At 66.0% G+C, this 14,767-nt stretch carries 16 protein-coding genes; 12 read left to right on the top strand and 4 right to left on the bottom strand.

Features of this window, described 5'->3' with window-relative positions; all coding sequences use genetic code 11:
- The first annotated feature begins 175 nt into the window (after positions 1 to 175).
- The 6 genes from ACEN9Q_RS21700 to ACEN9Q_RS21675 all read left to right on the top strand — a co-directional run bounded on the left by ACEN9Q_RS21700 (position 176) and on the right by ACEN9Q_RS21675 (position 4,982).
- Complete coding sequence (locus ACEN9Q_RS21700; RefSeq protein ID WP_495625999.1) at positions 176 to 832, top strand: YqgE/AlgH family protein; 657 nt, start codon at positions 176 to 178, stop codon at positions 830 to 832.
- A gap of 126 nt (positions 833 to 958) precedes the next feature.
- Positions 959 to 1,354: a Holliday junction resolvase RuvX gene (gene ruvX, locus ACEN9Q_RS21695; protein WP_495625998.1), complete on the top strand. Its 396-nt coding sequence runs from the start codon at positions 959 to 961 to the stop codon at positions 1,352 to 1,354.
- Entirely contained in the window at positions 1,338 to 1,877 is a 540-nt protein-coding gene (gene pyrR / locus ACEN9Q_RS21690; RefSeq protein WP_056441385.1) for a bifunctional pyr operon transcriptional regulator/uracil phosphoribosyltransferase PyrR, read from the top strand. Before ruvX ends, pyrR begins: the two co-directional genes overlap by 17 nt.
- Positions 1,870 to 2,835, top strand: a complete 966-nt coding sequence (locus tag ACEN9Q_RS21685) for an aspartate carbamoyltransferase catalytic subunit (RefSeq protein ID WP_056441382.1) — start codon at positions 1,870 to 1,872, stop codon at positions 2,833 to 2,835. The genes pyrR and ACEN9Q_RS21685 overlap by 8 nt, the downstream gene beginning before the upstream one ends.
- A 10-nt stretch (positions 2,836 to 2,845) precedes the next feature.
- On the top strand, positions 2,846 to 4,129 hold the full coding sequence (locus tag ACEN9Q_RS21680; protein WP_495625997.1) for a dihydroorotase: 1,284 nt from the start codon (positions 2,846 to 2,848) through the stop codon (positions 4,127 to 4,129).
- A 70-nt stretch (positions 4,130 to 4,199) separates the two neighbouring features.
- Entirely contained in the window at positions 4,200 to 4,982 is a 783-nt protein-coding gene (locus ACEN9Q_RS21675; RefSeq protein WP_495625996.1) for a lysophospholipid acyltransferase family protein, read from the top strand.
- Positions 4,983 to 5,081: 99 nt separating this feature from the next.
- Here ACEN9Q_RS21675 and ACEN9Q_RS21670 read toward each other — a convergent pair whose 3' ends face one another.
- Positions 5,082 to 5,915: a symmetrical bis(5'-nucleosyl)-tetraphosphatase gene (locus tag ACEN9Q_RS21670; protein WP_056441373.1), complete on the bottom strand. Its 834-nt coding sequence runs from the start codon at positions 5,913 to 5,915 to the stop codon at positions 5,082 to 5,084.
- A 305-nt stretch (positions 5,916 to 6,220) separates the two neighbouring features.
- Between ACEN9Q_RS21670 and ACEN9Q_RS21665 the strand changes: the two genes are divergently transcribed.
- The 6 genes from ACEN9Q_RS21665 (at position 6,221) to ACEN9Q_RS21640 (ending at position 12,249) form a co-directional block, all read left to right on the top strand.
- On the top strand, positions 6,221 to 7,315 hold the full coding sequence (locus tag ACEN9Q_RS21665) for an MraY family glycosyltransferase (protein ID WP_056441370.1): 1,095 nt from the start codon (positions 6,221 to 6,223) through the stop codon (positions 7,313 to 7,315).
- An 84-nt stretch (positions 7,316 to 7,399) separates the two neighbouring features.
- Positions 7,400 to 7,726: an H-NS histone family protein gene (locus tag ACEN9Q_RS21660; protein WP_056441367.1), complete on the top strand. Its 327-nt coding sequence runs from the start codon at positions 7,400 to 7,402 to the stop codon at positions 7,724 to 7,726.
- A 287-nt stretch (positions 7,727 to 8,013) separates the two neighbouring features.
- A complete protein-coding gene (locus ACEN9Q_RS21655; protein WP_495625995.1) occupies positions 8,014 to 9,396 on the top strand; it encodes a phosphomannomutase/phosphoglucomutase in 1,383 nt (460 codons plus the stop codon).
- 10 nt (positions 9,397 to 9,406) lie between these two features.
- Positions 9,407 to 10,387, top strand: a complete 981-nt coding sequence (gene waaC, locus ACEN9Q_RS21650) for a lipopolysaccharide heptosyltransferase I (RefSeq protein ID WP_495625994.1) — start codon at positions 9,407 to 9,409, stop codon at positions 10,385 to 10,387.
- Positions 10,387 to 11,649: a lipid IV(A) 3-deoxy-D-manno-octulosonic acid transferase gene (waaA, locus tag ACEN9Q_RS21645; RefSeq protein WP_495625993.1), complete on the top strand. Its 1,263-nt coding sequence runs from the start codon at positions 10,387 to 10,389 to the stop codon at positions 11,647 to 11,649. Before waaC ends, waaA begins: the two co-directional genes overlap by 1 nt.
- Positions 11,650 to 11,694: 45 nt before the next feature.
- Complete coding sequence (locus tag ACEN9Q_RS21640) at positions 11,695 to 12,249, top strand: YcxB family protein (protein WP_495625992.1); 555 nt, start codon at positions 11,695 to 11,697, stop codon at positions 12,247 to 12,249.
- A 203-nt stretch (positions 12,250 to 12,452) separates the two neighbouring features.
- Here ACEN9Q_RS21640 and ACEN9Q_RS21635 read toward each other — a convergent pair whose 3' ends face one another.
- From ACEN9Q_RS21635 to gmhB, 3 genes are read right to left on the bottom strand one after another with little or no spacing between them, the layout of a single operon-like run.
- The gene (locus tag ACEN9Q_RS21635) at positions 12,453 to 13,376 is read right to left on the bottom strand and encodes a M48 family metallopeptidase (RefSeq protein WP_495625991.1); all 924 of its coding nucleotides are present in this window, start codon (positions 13,374 to 13,376) and stop codon (positions 12,453 to 12,455) included.
- A gap of 44 nt (positions 13,377 to 13,420) precedes the next feature.
- A complete protein-coding gene (locus tag ACEN9Q_RS21630) occupies positions 13,421 to 14,203 on the bottom strand; it encodes a lysophospholipid acyltransferase family protein (RefSeq protein WP_082547951.1) in 783 nt (260 codons plus the stop codon).
- Complete coding sequence (gene gmhB, locus ACEN9Q_RS21625) at positions 14,200 to 14,763, bottom strand: D-glycero-beta-D-manno-heptose 1,7-bisphosphate 7-phosphatase (protein ID WP_495625990.1); 564 nt, start codon at positions 14,761 to 14,763, stop codon at positions 14,200 to 14,202. The genes ACEN9Q_RS21630 and gmhB overlap by 4 nt, the downstream gene beginning before the upstream one ends.
- Positions 14,764 to 14,767 lie beyond the last annotated feature (4 nt).

The following is a 14,767-nucleotide window of genomic DNA, read 5'->3' as shown; positions in this document are numbered from 1 at the left end:
GTGTGCGGAGTCAATGCAGATCAGAATTTTACTGTCTACCATCTCTCAGGTTTGCCCCGGCCGAGCGGCTTCCGTGGCTGGTCGGGCAATTCGGTGTAAACTAGCGAAAAGTCCAGCTTTTCAGCTTAGAAATGCCGCGGTAACCCCAGAGAGTGAGCCAACAGAGAGTATGAGCATGAAAAAAAGTAAGGTCGGCAAGCCTCTAACCATGCCCGGGATGCACCAGGAGGAATCGCTCAGCCTGGGCGCGGCCGGCGCATCTGCCTCGCAGCTGAACCTGGCGAATCATTTCCTGATTGCTATGCCGTCGATGAATGATCCGATCTTCGGCGGCGCCGTCGTGTATATCTGCGAACACAACGACAAAGGCGTGCTCGGCGTCGTCATCAACAAGCCGACGGACATGACCATGGACGTGCTGTTCGACCGCATCGACCTGAAAGTGGCCGAAGGCCTGCGCCCCAGCGTCGAGGACGCGCCGATCATGTTCGGCGGCCCCGTCCAGGACGACCGCGGCTTCGTGCTGCATTCGCCGGGCGGCCGCTATTCCTCGTCGCTGAGCGTCACCGACGACGTCGCGTTCACCACGTCGATCGACGTGCTGGAAGCCGTCGCCAACGGTTCCGGTCCGCGCCGCATGCTCGTCTCCATCGGCTATGCCGGCTGGAGCCCGGGCCAGCTGGAAGAAGAAATCGCCCGCAACGGCTGGCTCACGGTGGGTGCCGACGCGCGCGTGCTGTTCGACCTGCCGATCGAGGAACGCTACAACGCCGCCATCAAGCTGCTGGGTATCGATCCGCTCATGCTCGCCACCGAGGCCGGCCATGCGTGACGTGTGCATCACGACACCGGTAGGGTGGGCACCCTGTGCCCACGCGGACGACGGAATGACGCAGACGTCACGCGTGGGCGGGGTGGCCACCCTACAGTGCTATCAGCCAAAACGATAAGTAGTGTGATGGTTGATATTGTTCTAGGCTTCGACTTCGGCATCAAGCGCATCGGCATCGCCATGGGGAATACGCTGACGGGACAGGCGCAACCGCTATCCGTCATCAAGGCGGTCGACAACGCGACCCGCTTCCAGGTCATCGGCGACCTGATCGAACAATGGCGTCCCGCGCGCCTCGTCGTCGGCGAGCCGCGCCATCCGGACGGCGCGGAGCACGACATGACCCTGCGCGCGCGCCGCTTCGCCAACCAGCTCCACGGCCGCTTCGACCTGCCCGTCGAACTCGTCGACGAACGCTATTCGTCGGCCGTCATCCCCGCCAGGCGCGGCGAGATCATCGACGCCAGGGCCGCCGCCATCATTTTGCAACAATACTTTGACGATCATGCCAACTCTTATTAACGACGCGGACAGGGCAGGCAACACCAGCGATGCCGAAGCCCTGTACCGCGACCTGCTCGCACAGGTGCGCGCCGGTTTGTCGGGTGTGCCGGACGCCGCCATCGTCGGCATCCATTCCGGCGGCGCCTGGCTGGCCGAGCGCCTCGCGAGCGACCTCGGTCTGCAGGCGCGCCTCGGCTTCATCGACGTGTCGTTCTACCGCGACGACTATGCCCGCAAGGGCCTGCACCCGGACGTGAAGCCGACCCGGATCGAATTCAACGTCGACGGCGCGACCATCGTGCTCGTCGACGACGTGCTGTACACCGGCCGCACGGTGCGCGCGGCGATCAACGTGCTGTTCGACTTCGGCCGGCCGCAGCGTATCATGCTGGCCGCGCTGGCGGATCGCGGCGGCCGCGAACTGCCGGTCGCGGCCGATTTCGTCGGCGCGCACGCACAGCTGCAAACCGGCCGCTCGCTCGCGCTGTCGCGCACGGCGGACGGCCAACTTTCGCTCAAGATCGAAGACGACAATGCATAACCCGCAACTGAACAAGAACGGCGAGCTGCAGCACCTCCTCACCATCGAGGGACTGCCGAAGGCCATCATCAACCACATCCTCGACACCGCCTCGAGCTTCGTGAGCATCTCCGACCGCGAGGTCAAGAAGGTGCCGCTGATGCGCGGGAAAAGCGTCTTCAACCTGTTCTTCGAAAACTCGACGCGCACGCGCACGACCTTCGAGATCGCGTCGAAGCGCCTGTCGGCCGACGTCATCAACCTGAACATCGCCGCGTCGTCGACGAGCAAGGGCGAATCGCTGCTGGACACGATCGACAACCTGTCGGCCATGCATGCCGACATGTTCGTCGTGCGCCACGCGCAGTCGGGCGCGCCGTACCTGATCGCCAAGCACCTGAACGACACGAAGCAGAACCACGTGCACGTGGTGAACGCGGGCGACGGCCGCCACGCGCACCCGACGCAGGGCCTGCTCGACATGTACACGATCCGCCACTACAAGAAGGATTTCACGAACCTGCGCGTGGCGATCGTCGGCGACATCCTGCACAGCCGCGTGGCGCGCTCGGACATCCACGCGCTGACGACCCTCGGCGTGCCGGAAGTGCGCGCCATCGGCCCGCACACGCTGCTGCCGGGCGGCCTGGAACAGATGGGCGTGCGCGTCTTCACCAACATGGACGAGGGCCTGAAGGACGTCGACGTGATCATCATGCTGCGCCTGCAGAACGAGCGCATGTCGGGCGCGCTGCTGCCGTCGGCGGGCGAGTATTTCAAGAGCTACGGCCTGACGCCGGAGCGCCTGGCGCTCGCGAAACCCGACGCCATCGTGATGCACCCGGGCCCGATGAACCGCGGCGTGGAGATCGATTCGGCCGTGGCGGACGGCGCCCAGGCCGTGATCCTGCCGCAGGTCACCTTCGGTATCGCGGTCCGCATGGCGGTTATGAGTATTTTGGCCGGTAGTCACACTTAAATTCGCACGTATGAATAACTTGCACATCAAGAACGGGCGCGTGGTCGACCCGGCGGGCGGCATCGACGCCGTCCAGGACCTCTTCATCGCCGGCGGCAAGGTCGCCGGCATCGGCAGCGCCCCGCAAGGCTTCACGGCCGCGCGCACCATCGACGCCACCGGCCTCGTGGTCGCGCCGGGCCTCGTCGACCTGTCCGCCCGCCTGCGCGAGCCGGGCTACGAATACAAGGCCACGCTGGAATCGGAAATGCAGGCGGCCATGCAGGGCGGCGTGACGACGCTCGTGTGCCCGCCCGACACCGACCCCGTGCTGGACGAGCCGGGCCTCGTCGAGATGCTCAAGCACCGCGCGCGCCTGCTGAACCAGGCCAACGTGCATCCGCTCGGCGCGCTGACCGTCGGCCTCAAGGGCCGTGCACTGACCGAGATGGCCGAGCTCACGGAAGCCGGCTGCATCGGCTTCGCGCAGGCCGAGGAGCCGATCGAGGACACGACCGTGCTGCTGCGCGCCATGCAGTACGCGAAGACGTTCGGCTACACCGTCTGGCTGCGCCCGCAGGACCCGCACATCGGCCGCGGCGGCATCGCCCACAGCGGCCCGCTGGCGTCGCGCCTGGGCTTGTCCGGCGTGCCCGTGATGTCGGAAACCATCGCGCTGCACACGATCTTCGAACTGATGCGCGCATCGGGCGCGCGCGTGCACCTGTGCCGCATCTCGTCCGCCGCCGCGCTGGACCTGATCCGCGCCGCCAAGAAGGAAGGCTTGCCGGTCACGTGCGACGTCGGCGTGCACCACCTGCACATGACGGACGCCGACATCGGCTTCTTCGATTCCAACGCGCGCCTGACGCCGCCGCTGCGCAGCCAGCGCGACCGCGACGCGATCCGCGCCGCCGTCCTCGACGGCACGGTGGATGCCGTCTGCTCGGACCACACCCCGGTCGACGACGACGAGAAGCTGCTGCCGTTCGCCGAGGCGTCGCCCGGCGCCACCGGCCTGGAACTGCTGCTGTCGTTGATGCTCAAGTGGGCGGGGGAGCAAGGTAACGACAACGCGCTGTCGACGGCGCTGGCCCGGATCACGAGCGACCCGGCGCGCACGGCGGGCCTCGCCGCCGGCACGCTGGCGCAGGGCGCGAGCGCGGACGTGGTGCTGTTCGATCCGGACACGCGCTGGACCGTCAACGCCGCCGCCCTGGCCAGCCAGGGCAAGCACACGCCGTTCCTCGGCTACGAACTGGCGGGCCAGGTGAAGGCGACGATCGTCGCCGGCCACGTCGCGTTCGAACGCTGATCCACGGCCCGGCCGTGGCGGTACAATCGCTGCGGCCGCGGCCCGCGCGGCGTTTCGTGTCGAGTTTCCATTGAAGATCAAGCTTGCGTGGCGCCTCGCGCGCCTCGTCCTCCATCTCGTCCAGGGCCTGGCCACCTGCGCCCTCGTGTTTCCCTGGGCGCGCGACGCCCTGCGCGAGCGCCTGGTCCGGCGCTGGTCGGCGCGCCTGCTGGGCATCTGCCGCGTGCGTCTCGAGCGCGTGGCCGGCGCGGAATCGCTCGCGCACGCGCTCATCGTCGCGAACCACATTTCGTGGCTCGACATCTTCGTCATCAATGCCGTGCACCCGTGCCGCTTCGTGGCCAAGACCGAGATCCGCGCCTGGCCCGTGGTCGGCTGGCTCGTCGCGCAGGCGGGCACGGTGTTCATCGCGCGCGGCAACCGGCGCGACCTGCGCTACATTTTCAAGGGCATCGTCGAAGCGCTGGACCAGCGCCGCCGCGTGGCCTTCTTCCCGGAAGGGACGACGGCCAGCCAGGGCACGCTGCTGCCGTTCCACGCCAACCTGTTCGAAGCCGCCATCGACGCCGCCGTGCCGGTACAACCCGTCGCGCTGGCCTATGTCGACGCCGGCGGCGGCTGGCACCCGGCCGTCGACTACACGGGCGAGACGACGTTCGTCGACAGCATCGTGCGCATCATGAAAGGCGAACCGATCGTCGCGCGGCTGGCCTGCCTGCACCCGATCCCGGCGACGGGTGCGCACCGGCGCGAACTGGCGCAGGCGGCGCACGATGCGATCGCGGGGGCGCTGGAGTCGACAAGCCGTCGACCCTGCGCAGGCGGGGACCCGATGCTTTCAGCGCAGCGATAACGCCGGCAACCTTGGGCCCCCGCCTGCGCGGGGGTGACGGTTCTTGGCGCGGTGGCCTCGCTTCATGCTGCGGTGGCCTCGGTTCTTGCCGCGGCGGTCTCACTTCTTGCCGCCGTGTTCCCGGTACTCGGGACAATCCACCTGCAGCAGCGAGCGGTCGTCGAGGCATACGGCCGTCAGCTTGCCGCCCCATACGCAGCCGCTGTCCAGGCCCACGAGGTTCGGCCGCAGCACGAGGCCCAGCGCCGACCAGTGCCCGAACACGACGGTGACATCAAGCGTGCGGCGGCCGGGCAAATCGAACCACGGCTGCAGATCGGAGCCCTCCGGCCCCTTGTCGCTTTCCTTGTGGGCGAAATCCATGCGCCCGTCCGGCCAGCACAGGCGCATCCGCGTGAGCGCGTTGACGATGCAGCGCAGGCGGGCGATGCCCGTCAGGCCGTCGTCCCAGCGGTCAGGCTCGTTGCCGTACATCTGGCCGAGGAATTCGATCCAGCGGTCGCCGCGCAGCACCGTCTCGACTTCGGCCGCGAGCGCCATCGTCTGCGCCGCCGTCCATTGCGGCGGCACGCCGGCGTGAACTAGCAAGTGCGCGTCGACGAACATCGCGAGCGGCCGCCGGCGCAGCCAGTCGACCAGCGCGTCGCGGTCGGGTGCGGCGAGGATGTCGTCGAGCGTATCCGAACGGCTCATCTTCTGGACGCCGGCGGCCACGGCCAGCAGGTGCAGGTCGTGATTGCCGAGCAGTGCGTCGACGCGGCCGTCGCTCGCATCCGATAATGCCTTCATGCGGCGCAGCGCGCCCAGCGAATCCGGGCCGCGGTTGATCAGATCGCCGACGAACAGGATGCGTGCACCGGGCTCGATTTGTTCCAGCAGCAGACGGGCTTCGTTGGCGCACCCCTGCAGGTCGCCGATGACATAGGTTTTCATTTCGGATTCCGTTTTTTCTGTATCGATACTAATGGATTTATCCGGCTTTCGCGCAGGAGGCTGTCCGTTCATGCATTACCGATTGTAAATTGTCTTGTCGCTTAGTCAAAGTTTCGGTATTTCGTATTTCCTCAATCGGAACGGCGCGCGCACGCGTACACTTCAGGCACGGATTGCCGAGGGCCAATCCGGTACAATGGCCTGTCTTCACCAGGACGGATGCCGCCAATCGAATCGCGCATGACCGTGCCATTTCTCCGCGCCGATGCCTGCCATCCGCCGGGTTGCATCTGAAAAATAATAAAATGTTTTCTTTCTTCGTAAGTTTTGTCGTGTCCGCGCTGCTGACGCTCCTGATCGTCAAGCATTCGAAATTGCATGGCGCGGCGCTCGACGATAATTTCAATGGCGTACAGAAGGTCCATCAGCATGCGGTGGCGCGGATTGGCGGATTGCCGATCTTCCTGGCCGTTGCCCTGAGCGCCGGCATTTCCGTATGGCGGGTACCCACCCTCGGTTCCGGGCTGGTGGCGCTGCTGGGCTGTTCGGCGATCGCATTCATCGGCGGTATCGTCGAAGACTATACGGGTACGGTGCGTCCCTCGCGCCGCCTGATATTGACGATGGCCGCCGCGCTGCTCGGCTATCTGGTGCTGGGCGCGAAAATCGCGCGCCTGGATATGCCCTTCGTCAGCTGGAGCCTGGATTCGCTGTGGCTCGTATTGCCGCTGACGGTACTGGCCGTGGCCGGTATTGCGAATGCGGTGAATATCATCGACGGCTTCAATGGCCTGGCCAGCGTCGTGACGATCTTCATGCTGTTATCGCTCGCGTACGTGGGCTGGCAGGTGGAAGACATGTTCGTGCTGGTCTCCGCACTGACGGTGGCCGGTGCGACGGCCGGCTTCCTGGTCTGGAATTACCCCGTCGGCCTCATCTTCCTCGGCGACGGCGGCGCCTATTTCATCGGATTCATGCTGGGCGAACTGGCTTTGCTGCTCGTGATGCGCAATCCCCAGGTATCGACGTGGTACGCGGCATTGCTGCTGATTTATCCAACATTCGAAACCGTTTTTTCCGTTTATCGCCGAATGTTCGTGCGTGGGAAATCTCCTACAATGCCGGACGGAATCCACCTGCACAGCCTGATTTTCCGGCGCATCGTGCAATGGACCGTCGGCCGCAAAGAGGCCCGGGCACTGATGAAAAGGAATGCGCGGACCTCGCCTTACCTGTGGCTGTTTTCCCTCACTGCCGTTATCCCGGCAACCGTGTTCTGGCGGAATACGGGAATTTTGATATTCTTCTGCTTGTTGTTCATTATCAGCTACGTCTGGCTGTACGCGCGTATCGTCAGATTCAAGTCCCCACGTTGGCTGATTTGGCACAAAAAACACTAAAGAAATTCCAGTTGTAGTATATTGCGAGAATTGGTGAATATTCGATAAAATCCCTTACACCTACTCTACTTATAAGGAATCAAGATGGATCTGTCTAATTTGTCCTTGGGTGATTTGCGCAACCTGCAAGAGCAGATCAAGCAGGAAATGAAGAAACGTGAGGTTCAGGAAGTGCAAAAGGCACGTGAACAGATCATGGCCATCGCCCAGAGCGTCGGCATGCCTTTGAAAGACCTGATCAGCGCCAGCGGCCGTGGCGGCAAATCGGCAGGCGCGAATGTCGGCACCGTCGCCGTGCGTTATCGCAATCCGGACAATGCATCGCAACAGTGGACCGGCCGCGGCCGTCAGCCGAAATGGGTCAAGGAATGGGTCGAGGGCGGTAAATCGCTGGACAAACTGCGCGTCTGATTCCGCGTATTTGTCGCATCGTCTTTTACGGGGGGCATTCGCGTCCGCGGAGCTCCCCGTAAAAGATCCCGTCGCGCCGGAACGTCATCCGGCGAGTCATCGCATTCCGGGCGCGCATTCTTTGCGCTCGCGCCAGGCATCACGCAAACGCAGGCAATCCGACCCAATCGGACCCCACTCGTCCTGCTTGCCGTTACAATATCCCTTTTTCCGTCATCCGATCCAATCGGCGATCGCAATGCCCGTGCGCGCGCATTCCGACGCCAGTCCCACAAGGTAGATAATTCATGGTCCCTCTCTCGAAAACGATCTTCAAGGCTTATGACATCCGCGGCGTGATCGGCAGCACGCTCGACGCGGGCATCGCGCGGCGCATCGGCCAGGCCTTCGGCGTGGCCGCGCTGGCCAAGGGAGAGCGTACCGTGATCATCGGCCGCGACGGCCGCCTGTCCGGCCCGGAGCTAGGCGCGGCGCTGGCCGAGGGCCTGCAGGCCGCCGGCGTGGACGTCGTCGACCTGGGCATGGTCGCGACGCCGATGGTCTATTTCGCCACCAACGTGCTGGGCGCGCGTTCGGGCATCATGGTCACCGGCAGCCACAATCCGCCGGACTACAACGGCTTCAAGATGGTGCTGGCGGGCGAGGCGATCTACGGCGACGCCATCCAGGGCCTGTACCAGGCCATCGAACGCGACGACTTCCAGCCCGCGCAGGCACCGGGCGGTTATTCGACCCATGACATCAAGGCCGCCTACGTCGAACGCATCGTCGGCGACGTCAGGATCGCGCGTCCGATCAAGATCGCGGTCGACTGCGGCAACGGCGTGGCCGGCATGGTCGCGGGAGATCTGTTCCGCGCGATGGGCTGCGACGTGATCGAATTGTTCTGCGAGGTGGACGGTCACTTCCCGAACCACCATCCGGACCCGGCGCACCCGGAAAACCTGCAGGACCTGATCGCATGCCTGCAAACGTCGGACGCCGAGATCGGCCTGGCGTTCGACGGCGACGGCGACCGCCTGGGCGTCGTCACGAAGGATGGCCAGATCATCTTCCCGGACCGCCAGATGATGCTGTTCTCGAAAGACGTCCTGTCCCGCAACCCGGGCGCCGAAATCCTGTACGACGTCAAATGCACGCGCCACCTGGGCCCGTGGATCGAACAGCACGGCGGCCGTCCGCTGATGTGGAAGACGGGCCACTCGCTGGTCAAGGCCAAGCTGAAGGAAACGGGCGCGCCGCTGGGCGGCGAGATGAGCGGCCATATCTTCTGGAAGGACCGCTGGTTCGGCTTCGACGACGGCCTGTACACGGGCGCGCGCCTGCTCGAGATCCTCACGCGCGAAGCCGACCCGTCGGCGCTGCTGAACGGCTTGCCGATCGCGTCGAGCACGCCCGAGCTGCACCTGCACCTGAAGGAAGGCGAGAACTTCGCGCTGATCGAGAAGCTGCGCGCCGAGGCGCAATTCCCCGGTGCCGACCGCGTCAATGACATCGACGGCCTGCGCGTGGAATACCCGGACGGCTTCGGCCTGGCGCGCGGTTCGAACACGACGCCGGTCGTGGTGCTGCGCTTCGAAGGCGAGAATCCGCAAGCGCTCGAGCGCATCCAGAAAGAATTCGCGCGGGTGATCCTGGCCGCCAAGCCCGACGCAAAGCTGCCGTTCTGAGAGTGACGCCTTGAACATCCTGCTGGTGCGGGTATCGTCGCTGGGCGACGTCTTGCACAACCTGCCGATCGTGGCGGACATCCACCGCCATTATCCGGACGCCCGGGTCGACTGGGTGGTGGAAGAGGGCTACGTCAGCCTCGTGAAGCTCAACCCGCACGTGCGCAAGGTGATTCCGTTCGCGCTGCGGCGCTGGCGCAAGGGGCTCGGCAATGCGGCCGTGCGCGCGGAATTGCGCGGCTTCTTCCGCGACCTGCGCGCCGAGCAGTACGACTATGTGTTCGATACGCAGGGCCTGATCAAGACGGGCATCGTCATGGCCTGCGCGCGCACGCGCCCGGGCGGCCAGAAGGTCGGCATGGCCAACGGCACCGAGGACTCGGGCTACGAAGGCGTCTCGCGCATCTTCCACAGCCGCAGCATCGCCGTCGAGCCGCGCACGCACGCGGTGGCGCGCGGGCGCCAGGTCGTGGCCGCGGCGCTCGGCTACGCTGTCGACACGCCGCCCGATTTCGGCCTGCCCGCGCCCGAACGAAGCGCGCGGCCGGACTGGATGCCGGCCGACGATTACGCCGTGTTCTTCCACGGGACGGCGCGCGACGCGAAAAAATGGCCGGCGCCGCACTGGATCGCGCTCGGCCAGGCGCTGGCCCCCATGACGATCCTGCTGCCGTGGGGCTCGCCGCGCGAGAAGGAGGAGGCCGAGCGCCTCGGCGCCGCGCTGCCGAACGCGCGCGTGCTGCCGAAACTGTCGATGATGGACGCGGTGGAACTCGCGCGCCACGCGGCGCTCGCGGTCGGCGTCGACACGGGCCTGACGCACATCGCCGCCGCCTTCGTGCGGCCGACGGTCGAGATCTATGCCGATTCGCCGCGCTGGAAGACCGAGGGCAACTGGTCGCCGCGCATCGTCAACCTGGGCGACACTGGCGCGGCGCCGGCGGTCGCCGACGTCGTGGCGGCCGCGCGGCGCCTGCTGGAGAGCCGTTGATGCGCGTGCTGTATTCGCTGCTGTGGTGGCTGGCGCTGCCGCTCGTGCTGGGCCGCTTGTGGTGGCGCGGGCGGCGCGAACCCGGCTATCGCACGCACCTGGGCGAGCGCCTCGGCTTCTACGGCCGCAGGCTCGAAACGCGTCCGACCATCATGGTGCACGCGGTGTCGGTTGGCGAGACCCGCGCCGCCGAGCCGCTGATCGAAGCGCTGCTGGCCGCACGGCCGGACGCGCGCATCCTGCTCACGCACATGACGCCGACCGGCCGCGCCACCGGGCGCGCGCTGTTCGGCAAGCATGGCGACCGCGTGGTGCAATCCTTCCTGCCTTACGACACCGGCTTCATGGTCGGCCGCTTCCTGCGCCATTTCGAGCCCGCCATCTGCATCCTGATGGAGACCGAGGTGTGGCCGAACCTGATCCACGGCTGCGCCGCGCACGGGGTGCCGGTGGCGCTCGTGAATGCGCGCCTGTCCGAGCGTTCGCTGCGCCGCGGCCAAAAGTTCGGCGGCCTGATGATGGATGCCGCCCGCGCGATCACGCTGGTGGCCGCGCAGACGGATGCGGATGCCGCGCGCATCGCGTCGCTGGGCGCGCCCAACGTCGCCGTCACGGGCAGCATCAAGTTCGACGTCGTGCCGCCCCAGGCTGCGCTGGACACGGGCGCCATGCTGCGCACGCGCTGTGCCGGCCGTCCCGTGCTGCTGTGCGCTTCCACGCGCGAAGGCGAGGAGGCATTGATCCTCGACGCGTACAAGGCCCTGGACGCGCGTCCGGCCGGCATGCTGCTCGTGCTGGTGCCCCGCCATCCGCAGCGCTTCGACGAGGTCGCGGACATGGCCCGTGCGCGCGGCCTCACGCTGGCGCGCAGGTCGGCGCTGCCTGAGCGTGTCGACACCGACGTATTGCTGGGCGATTCGATGGGCGAGATGTTCGCCTACTATGCGGCCTGCGATTGCGCCTTCATCGGCGGCAGCCTGCTGCCGCTGGGCGGCCAGAACCTGATCGAGGCGTGCGCCCTGGCCAGGCCGGTGCTGGTGGGCGAGCACACCTTCAACTTCCTGCAGGCGACCGAGGAAGCCGTCGCCGCGGGCGCCGCGCTGCGCGTACCCGATGCGCCGGCCCTGCTGCGCGCGGCCGCCGGCCTGCTCGACGATGACGGCTTGCGCGCCGCGATGGGCGCGCAAGCCCTGGCCTTCGCCGCACGCCACCGCGGCGCAACAGTGCGCACTGTTGAACTCTTGCAACAAATTATTGCCTAGCTTTTGCTACCATTCTCTTTAATTAGAAAATGAAAGGGGATGCACATGTTGTGGTCAAATCGCTCGCGAGCGGCCGGCAACGTGGACGGCGGGGCCGCGCTTCTGGACCAGCCTGACACCGGGGAGCTGGGCGCCGACGCGATGCCGGCCGCCACGATCCCGGTCGTGCATCCGCCGGCCGCACGATACAGCCTGCATTTCTGGGTGCGTTACTCGTTCGTCGAATACATCCGCTTCATGTGGGAGCATGGCGGCTACCTGATCCGCCGCCGGCATATCCGCTGGCCGATGGGGATGTATCTGCGCCTGAAAAGCACGCTGTCGGCGGCCGCGCACTTCGTGCTGCTGCAGCGCGGGAAGCGCATGTACGAATTCCAGATCGACCAGCACGGCATCGTGCGCACCAGCGACACGGGCGTGAGCCTGATCGGCTGGGACGACGTGCAGCGTATCCGCACCTATTCGAGCGGCTTCATGATGATCCTCAAGCGCGGCACCTTGCCGATTCCGTTCCGGTGCCTGAACAAGGACGAAGTGAGCGCAATGCAGGGCATCGTCGAGGCGCGCGCGGCGGGCGAACTGCAGTTCCGCGCATCGTGAACGCGTGGTCCGTGGGCTCGGGGAGCCCACCCTACGGCGTTCGCAAAACCCCGTGCCGCCACGTGCATTGTGGTAAATCGTCGGGCGGGGCCCCGTGCCCACATGTGCATCGTGACGAATCGTAGGGTGGGCACCCCGTGCCCACGATGTGCATCGTGACGAATCGTAGGGTGGGCACCCCGTGCCCACGATGTGATCCTTGATCACTCGTCCGGGAACAGCACCGGCATCTCCACCGACCGCTTCTTGAGCGCCACCTTGGCGCCATCGTAATCCGGAAAGACCTCGCCGACGACGGCCCAGAATGCCGGGCTGTGGTTCATCTCGCGCAGGTGCGCCAGTTCGTGCACCACCACGTAGTCCAGCAGTGCGAGCGGATAGTGCACCAGCTTCCAGTTCAGGCGGATGTTCCCGGCCACCGTGCACGAGCCCCAGCGCGTGCCGGCCGACGAGATCGCGAACGAGCGATACGTGACGCCCACGCGCGGCGCGTACAGGTCCAGGCGCTCGCCGAACATGCGCTTCGCCTCGTCCTGGAACCACAGCTTCACGCGCTCGCGGATCTGCCATGTCTCCAGGCCTGGCGTCACGCCCAGGTGCAGCGTGCGTGATTCGGCATCGTGGACGCAGTGGCTGCGCGCGGCCGGCTCGAGGCGCAGGGTGATGTCGTTGCCCAGGTAGGGCAGTTGCGCGCCGTCGATCCATTCCACCGGCACGCGTTCGGCGCGCTGGGCGCGGCGCTCGCCGCGTTCGAACAGCTTCGTGAGGATCCAGCGCTGCTTGGCGCGGATGGCGCGTTCGATGTCGTCCAGCGGCGCGCGATTCGGCGACGTCACGAAGAGGCCGTCGTCGCAGACCATGAAGCCGTGCGAGCGGCGCGCCGAGCGGCGCAGGGCGTAGTGCACGGTGTGCGATCCGAGCTGGATGCGCCGCAGCGGCGGGTCGTTCGGGCCGACGGGCGGAATGGGCAAGGTGCGGGTCGGCACCGGCGGTGCCTTGAACAGCGGGACCGGCGGCACGGCTTTCGCCGCCGGCGTGGGCGTGGGCGTCGGCGCTGGCTTGAGCGCCGCGCCGAGTTCCTGGGCGAACAGCTCCAGCTGGTTCGCGTCGGTCTTGGGGGAGGTCATGGTGGGCGGCTTCGATGGTGCTTTGGTCTGCGCGCCCAGTTCATTCAAATACCTGAATAGGCGTGGGGCGAAATGACGCGCATTTCCGATTCTATCCAATTTTCGACCTCTTGCATCAGACTGTCGGGAGTGTGGTTTTCCGGCGCAATCGGCTTGCCGATCGAGACGGTGATGAGGCCGGGCCGCTTGATGAACGAATTCTTGGGCCAGCACTCACCTGAATTATGCGCGATCGGCACGACGGTGGCATCCGCCGCGATCGCCAGTCGCGTACCGCCGCTCTTGTACTGTCCCTTCTGGCCCACGGGGATACGCGTCCCTTCCGGGAACATGATGATCGACTGGCCGTCCGCGAGGCGCGCCTTGCCGATCTTGACGACGTGGGCGAAGGCGCGCTTGCCCTTGCTGCGGTCGATCGGGATCATGCGCAGCAGCGCCATGCCCCAGCCGAAGAAGGGGATGTACAGGATCTCCTTCTTGAAGACGTAGACGAGCGGCCGCTTCATATTCGGCAGCATGAAGATGGTCTCCCATGCCGACTGGTGCTTCGACAGCAGGATCACGGGACGGTCCGGCAGGTTCTCGTAACCCTTCACCTGGTAGCGGATGCCGCAGATGACGCGGGCGCACCAGATGATGAAGACGTTCCAGCGCGACGTGACCCAGAAGCGCGTGTTGTACGGGAACGGCGCCGCCAGGAAGCACACGCAGGCCCAGACGACGGTGGCGACGGCCATGACGACCGTGAACAACAGGGAACGCAGGAACAGGGCGGCGGTACGCAAAGGCGTGGTCTCCAGGGCTGGGGTGGCGGTGGTGGCGGTCATGCGGCGGCGGGCGCCGGCGTGGACGCGGTCTTGAGGAAGGCGTCGACCATGGAAGCGAGGTCGGGGAATACCTGGGTGCCGGGCGGCAGGCCGCCCGTCTCGTAGGTCTTCTCGCCCTTGCCGGTCAGGACCAGGTAGGGCACGCAACCGCAGATGAAGCCGGCCTGCAGGTCGCGCAGCGAATCGCCCACCGTGGGCACGCCCTTGAGGCTGATCTTGAAGCGCTTGCTGATCTCCTCGAACATCCCGGCCTTGGGCTTGCGGCAGTCGCAGTTGTCGATCGCCGCGTGCGGGCAAAAGAAGATCGCGTCGATGTCCGCGCCGACCAGCTGGGCGCTCGCGTGCAGCTTCTGGTGGATCGCGTTCAGCGTCGCGATGTCGAACAGCTCGCGCGCGATGCCCGACTGGTTCGACGCGATGACGACGCGGTAGCCCGCCTGGTTCAGGCGCGCGATCGCCTCCAGCGAACCGGGAATCGGAACCCACTCGGCGGGCGACTTGATGAATGCGGGCGAGTCATGGTTGATGACGCCGTCCCGGTCGAGGATGATCAGCTTCATGGCT

It is taken from the genome of Massilia sp. Masssp93, assembly GCF_059491295.1.
Note: the sequence above shows the minus strand (reverse complement) of the source record. Positions and strands in the feature narration are given on the sequence as shown.

Coding starts and splice junctions, on each gene's coding strand:
- ACEN9Q_RS21700 (WP_495625999.1), top strand. CDS start 176: ATGAAAAAAAGTAAGGTCGGCAAGCCTCTAACCATGCCCGGGATGCAC.
- ruvX (WP_495625998.1), top strand. CDS start 959: ATGGTTGATATTGTTCTAGGCTTCGACTTCGGCATCAAGCGCATCGGC.
- pyrR (WP_056441385.1), top strand. CDS start 1,338: ATGCCAACTCTTATTAACGACGCGGACAGGGCAGGCAACACCAGCGAT.
- ACEN9Q_RS21685 (WP_056441382.1), top strand. CDS start 1,870: ATGCATAACCCGCAACTGAACAAGAACGGCGAGCTGCAGCACCTCCTC.
- ACEN9Q_RS21680 (WP_495625997.1), top strand. CDS start 2,846: ATGAATAACTTGCACATCAAGAACGGGCGCGTGGTCGACCCGGCGGGC.
- ACEN9Q_RS21670 (WP_056441373.1), bottom strand. CDS start 5,915: ATGAAAACCTATGTCATCGGCGACCTGCAGGGGTGCGCCAACGAAGCC.
- ACEN9Q_RS21665 (WP_056441370.1), top strand. CDS start 6,221: ATGTTTTCTTTCTTCGTAAGTTTTGTCGTGTCCGCGCTGCTGACGCTC.
- ACEN9Q_RS21660 (WP_056441367.1), top strand. CDS start 7,400: ATGGATCTGTCTAATTTGTCCTTGGGTGATTTGCGCAACCTGCAAGAG.
- ACEN9Q_RS21655 (WP_495625995.1), top strand. CDS start 8,014: ATGGTCCCTCTCTCGAAAACGATCTTCAAGGCTTATGACATCCGCGGC.
- waaA (WP_495625993.1), top strand. CDS start 10,387: ATGCGCGTGCTGTATTCGCTGCTGTGGTGGCTGGCGCTGCCGCTCGTG.
- ACEN9Q_RS21640 (WP_495625992.1), top strand. CDS start 11,695: ATGTTGTGGTCAAATCGCTCGCGAGCGGCCGGCAACGTGGACGGCGGG.
- ACEN9Q_RS21635 (WP_495625991.1), bottom strand. CDS start 13,376: ATGACCTCCCCCAAGACCGACGCGAACCAGCTGGAGCTGTTCGCCCAG.
- ACEN9Q_RS21630 (WP_082547951.1), bottom strand. CDS start 14,203: ATGACCGCCACCACCGCCACCCCAGCCCTGGAGACCACGCCTTTGCGT.
- gmhB (WP_495625990.1), bottom strand. CDS start 14,763: ATGAAGCTGATCATCCTCGACCGGGACGGCGTCATCAACCATGACTCG.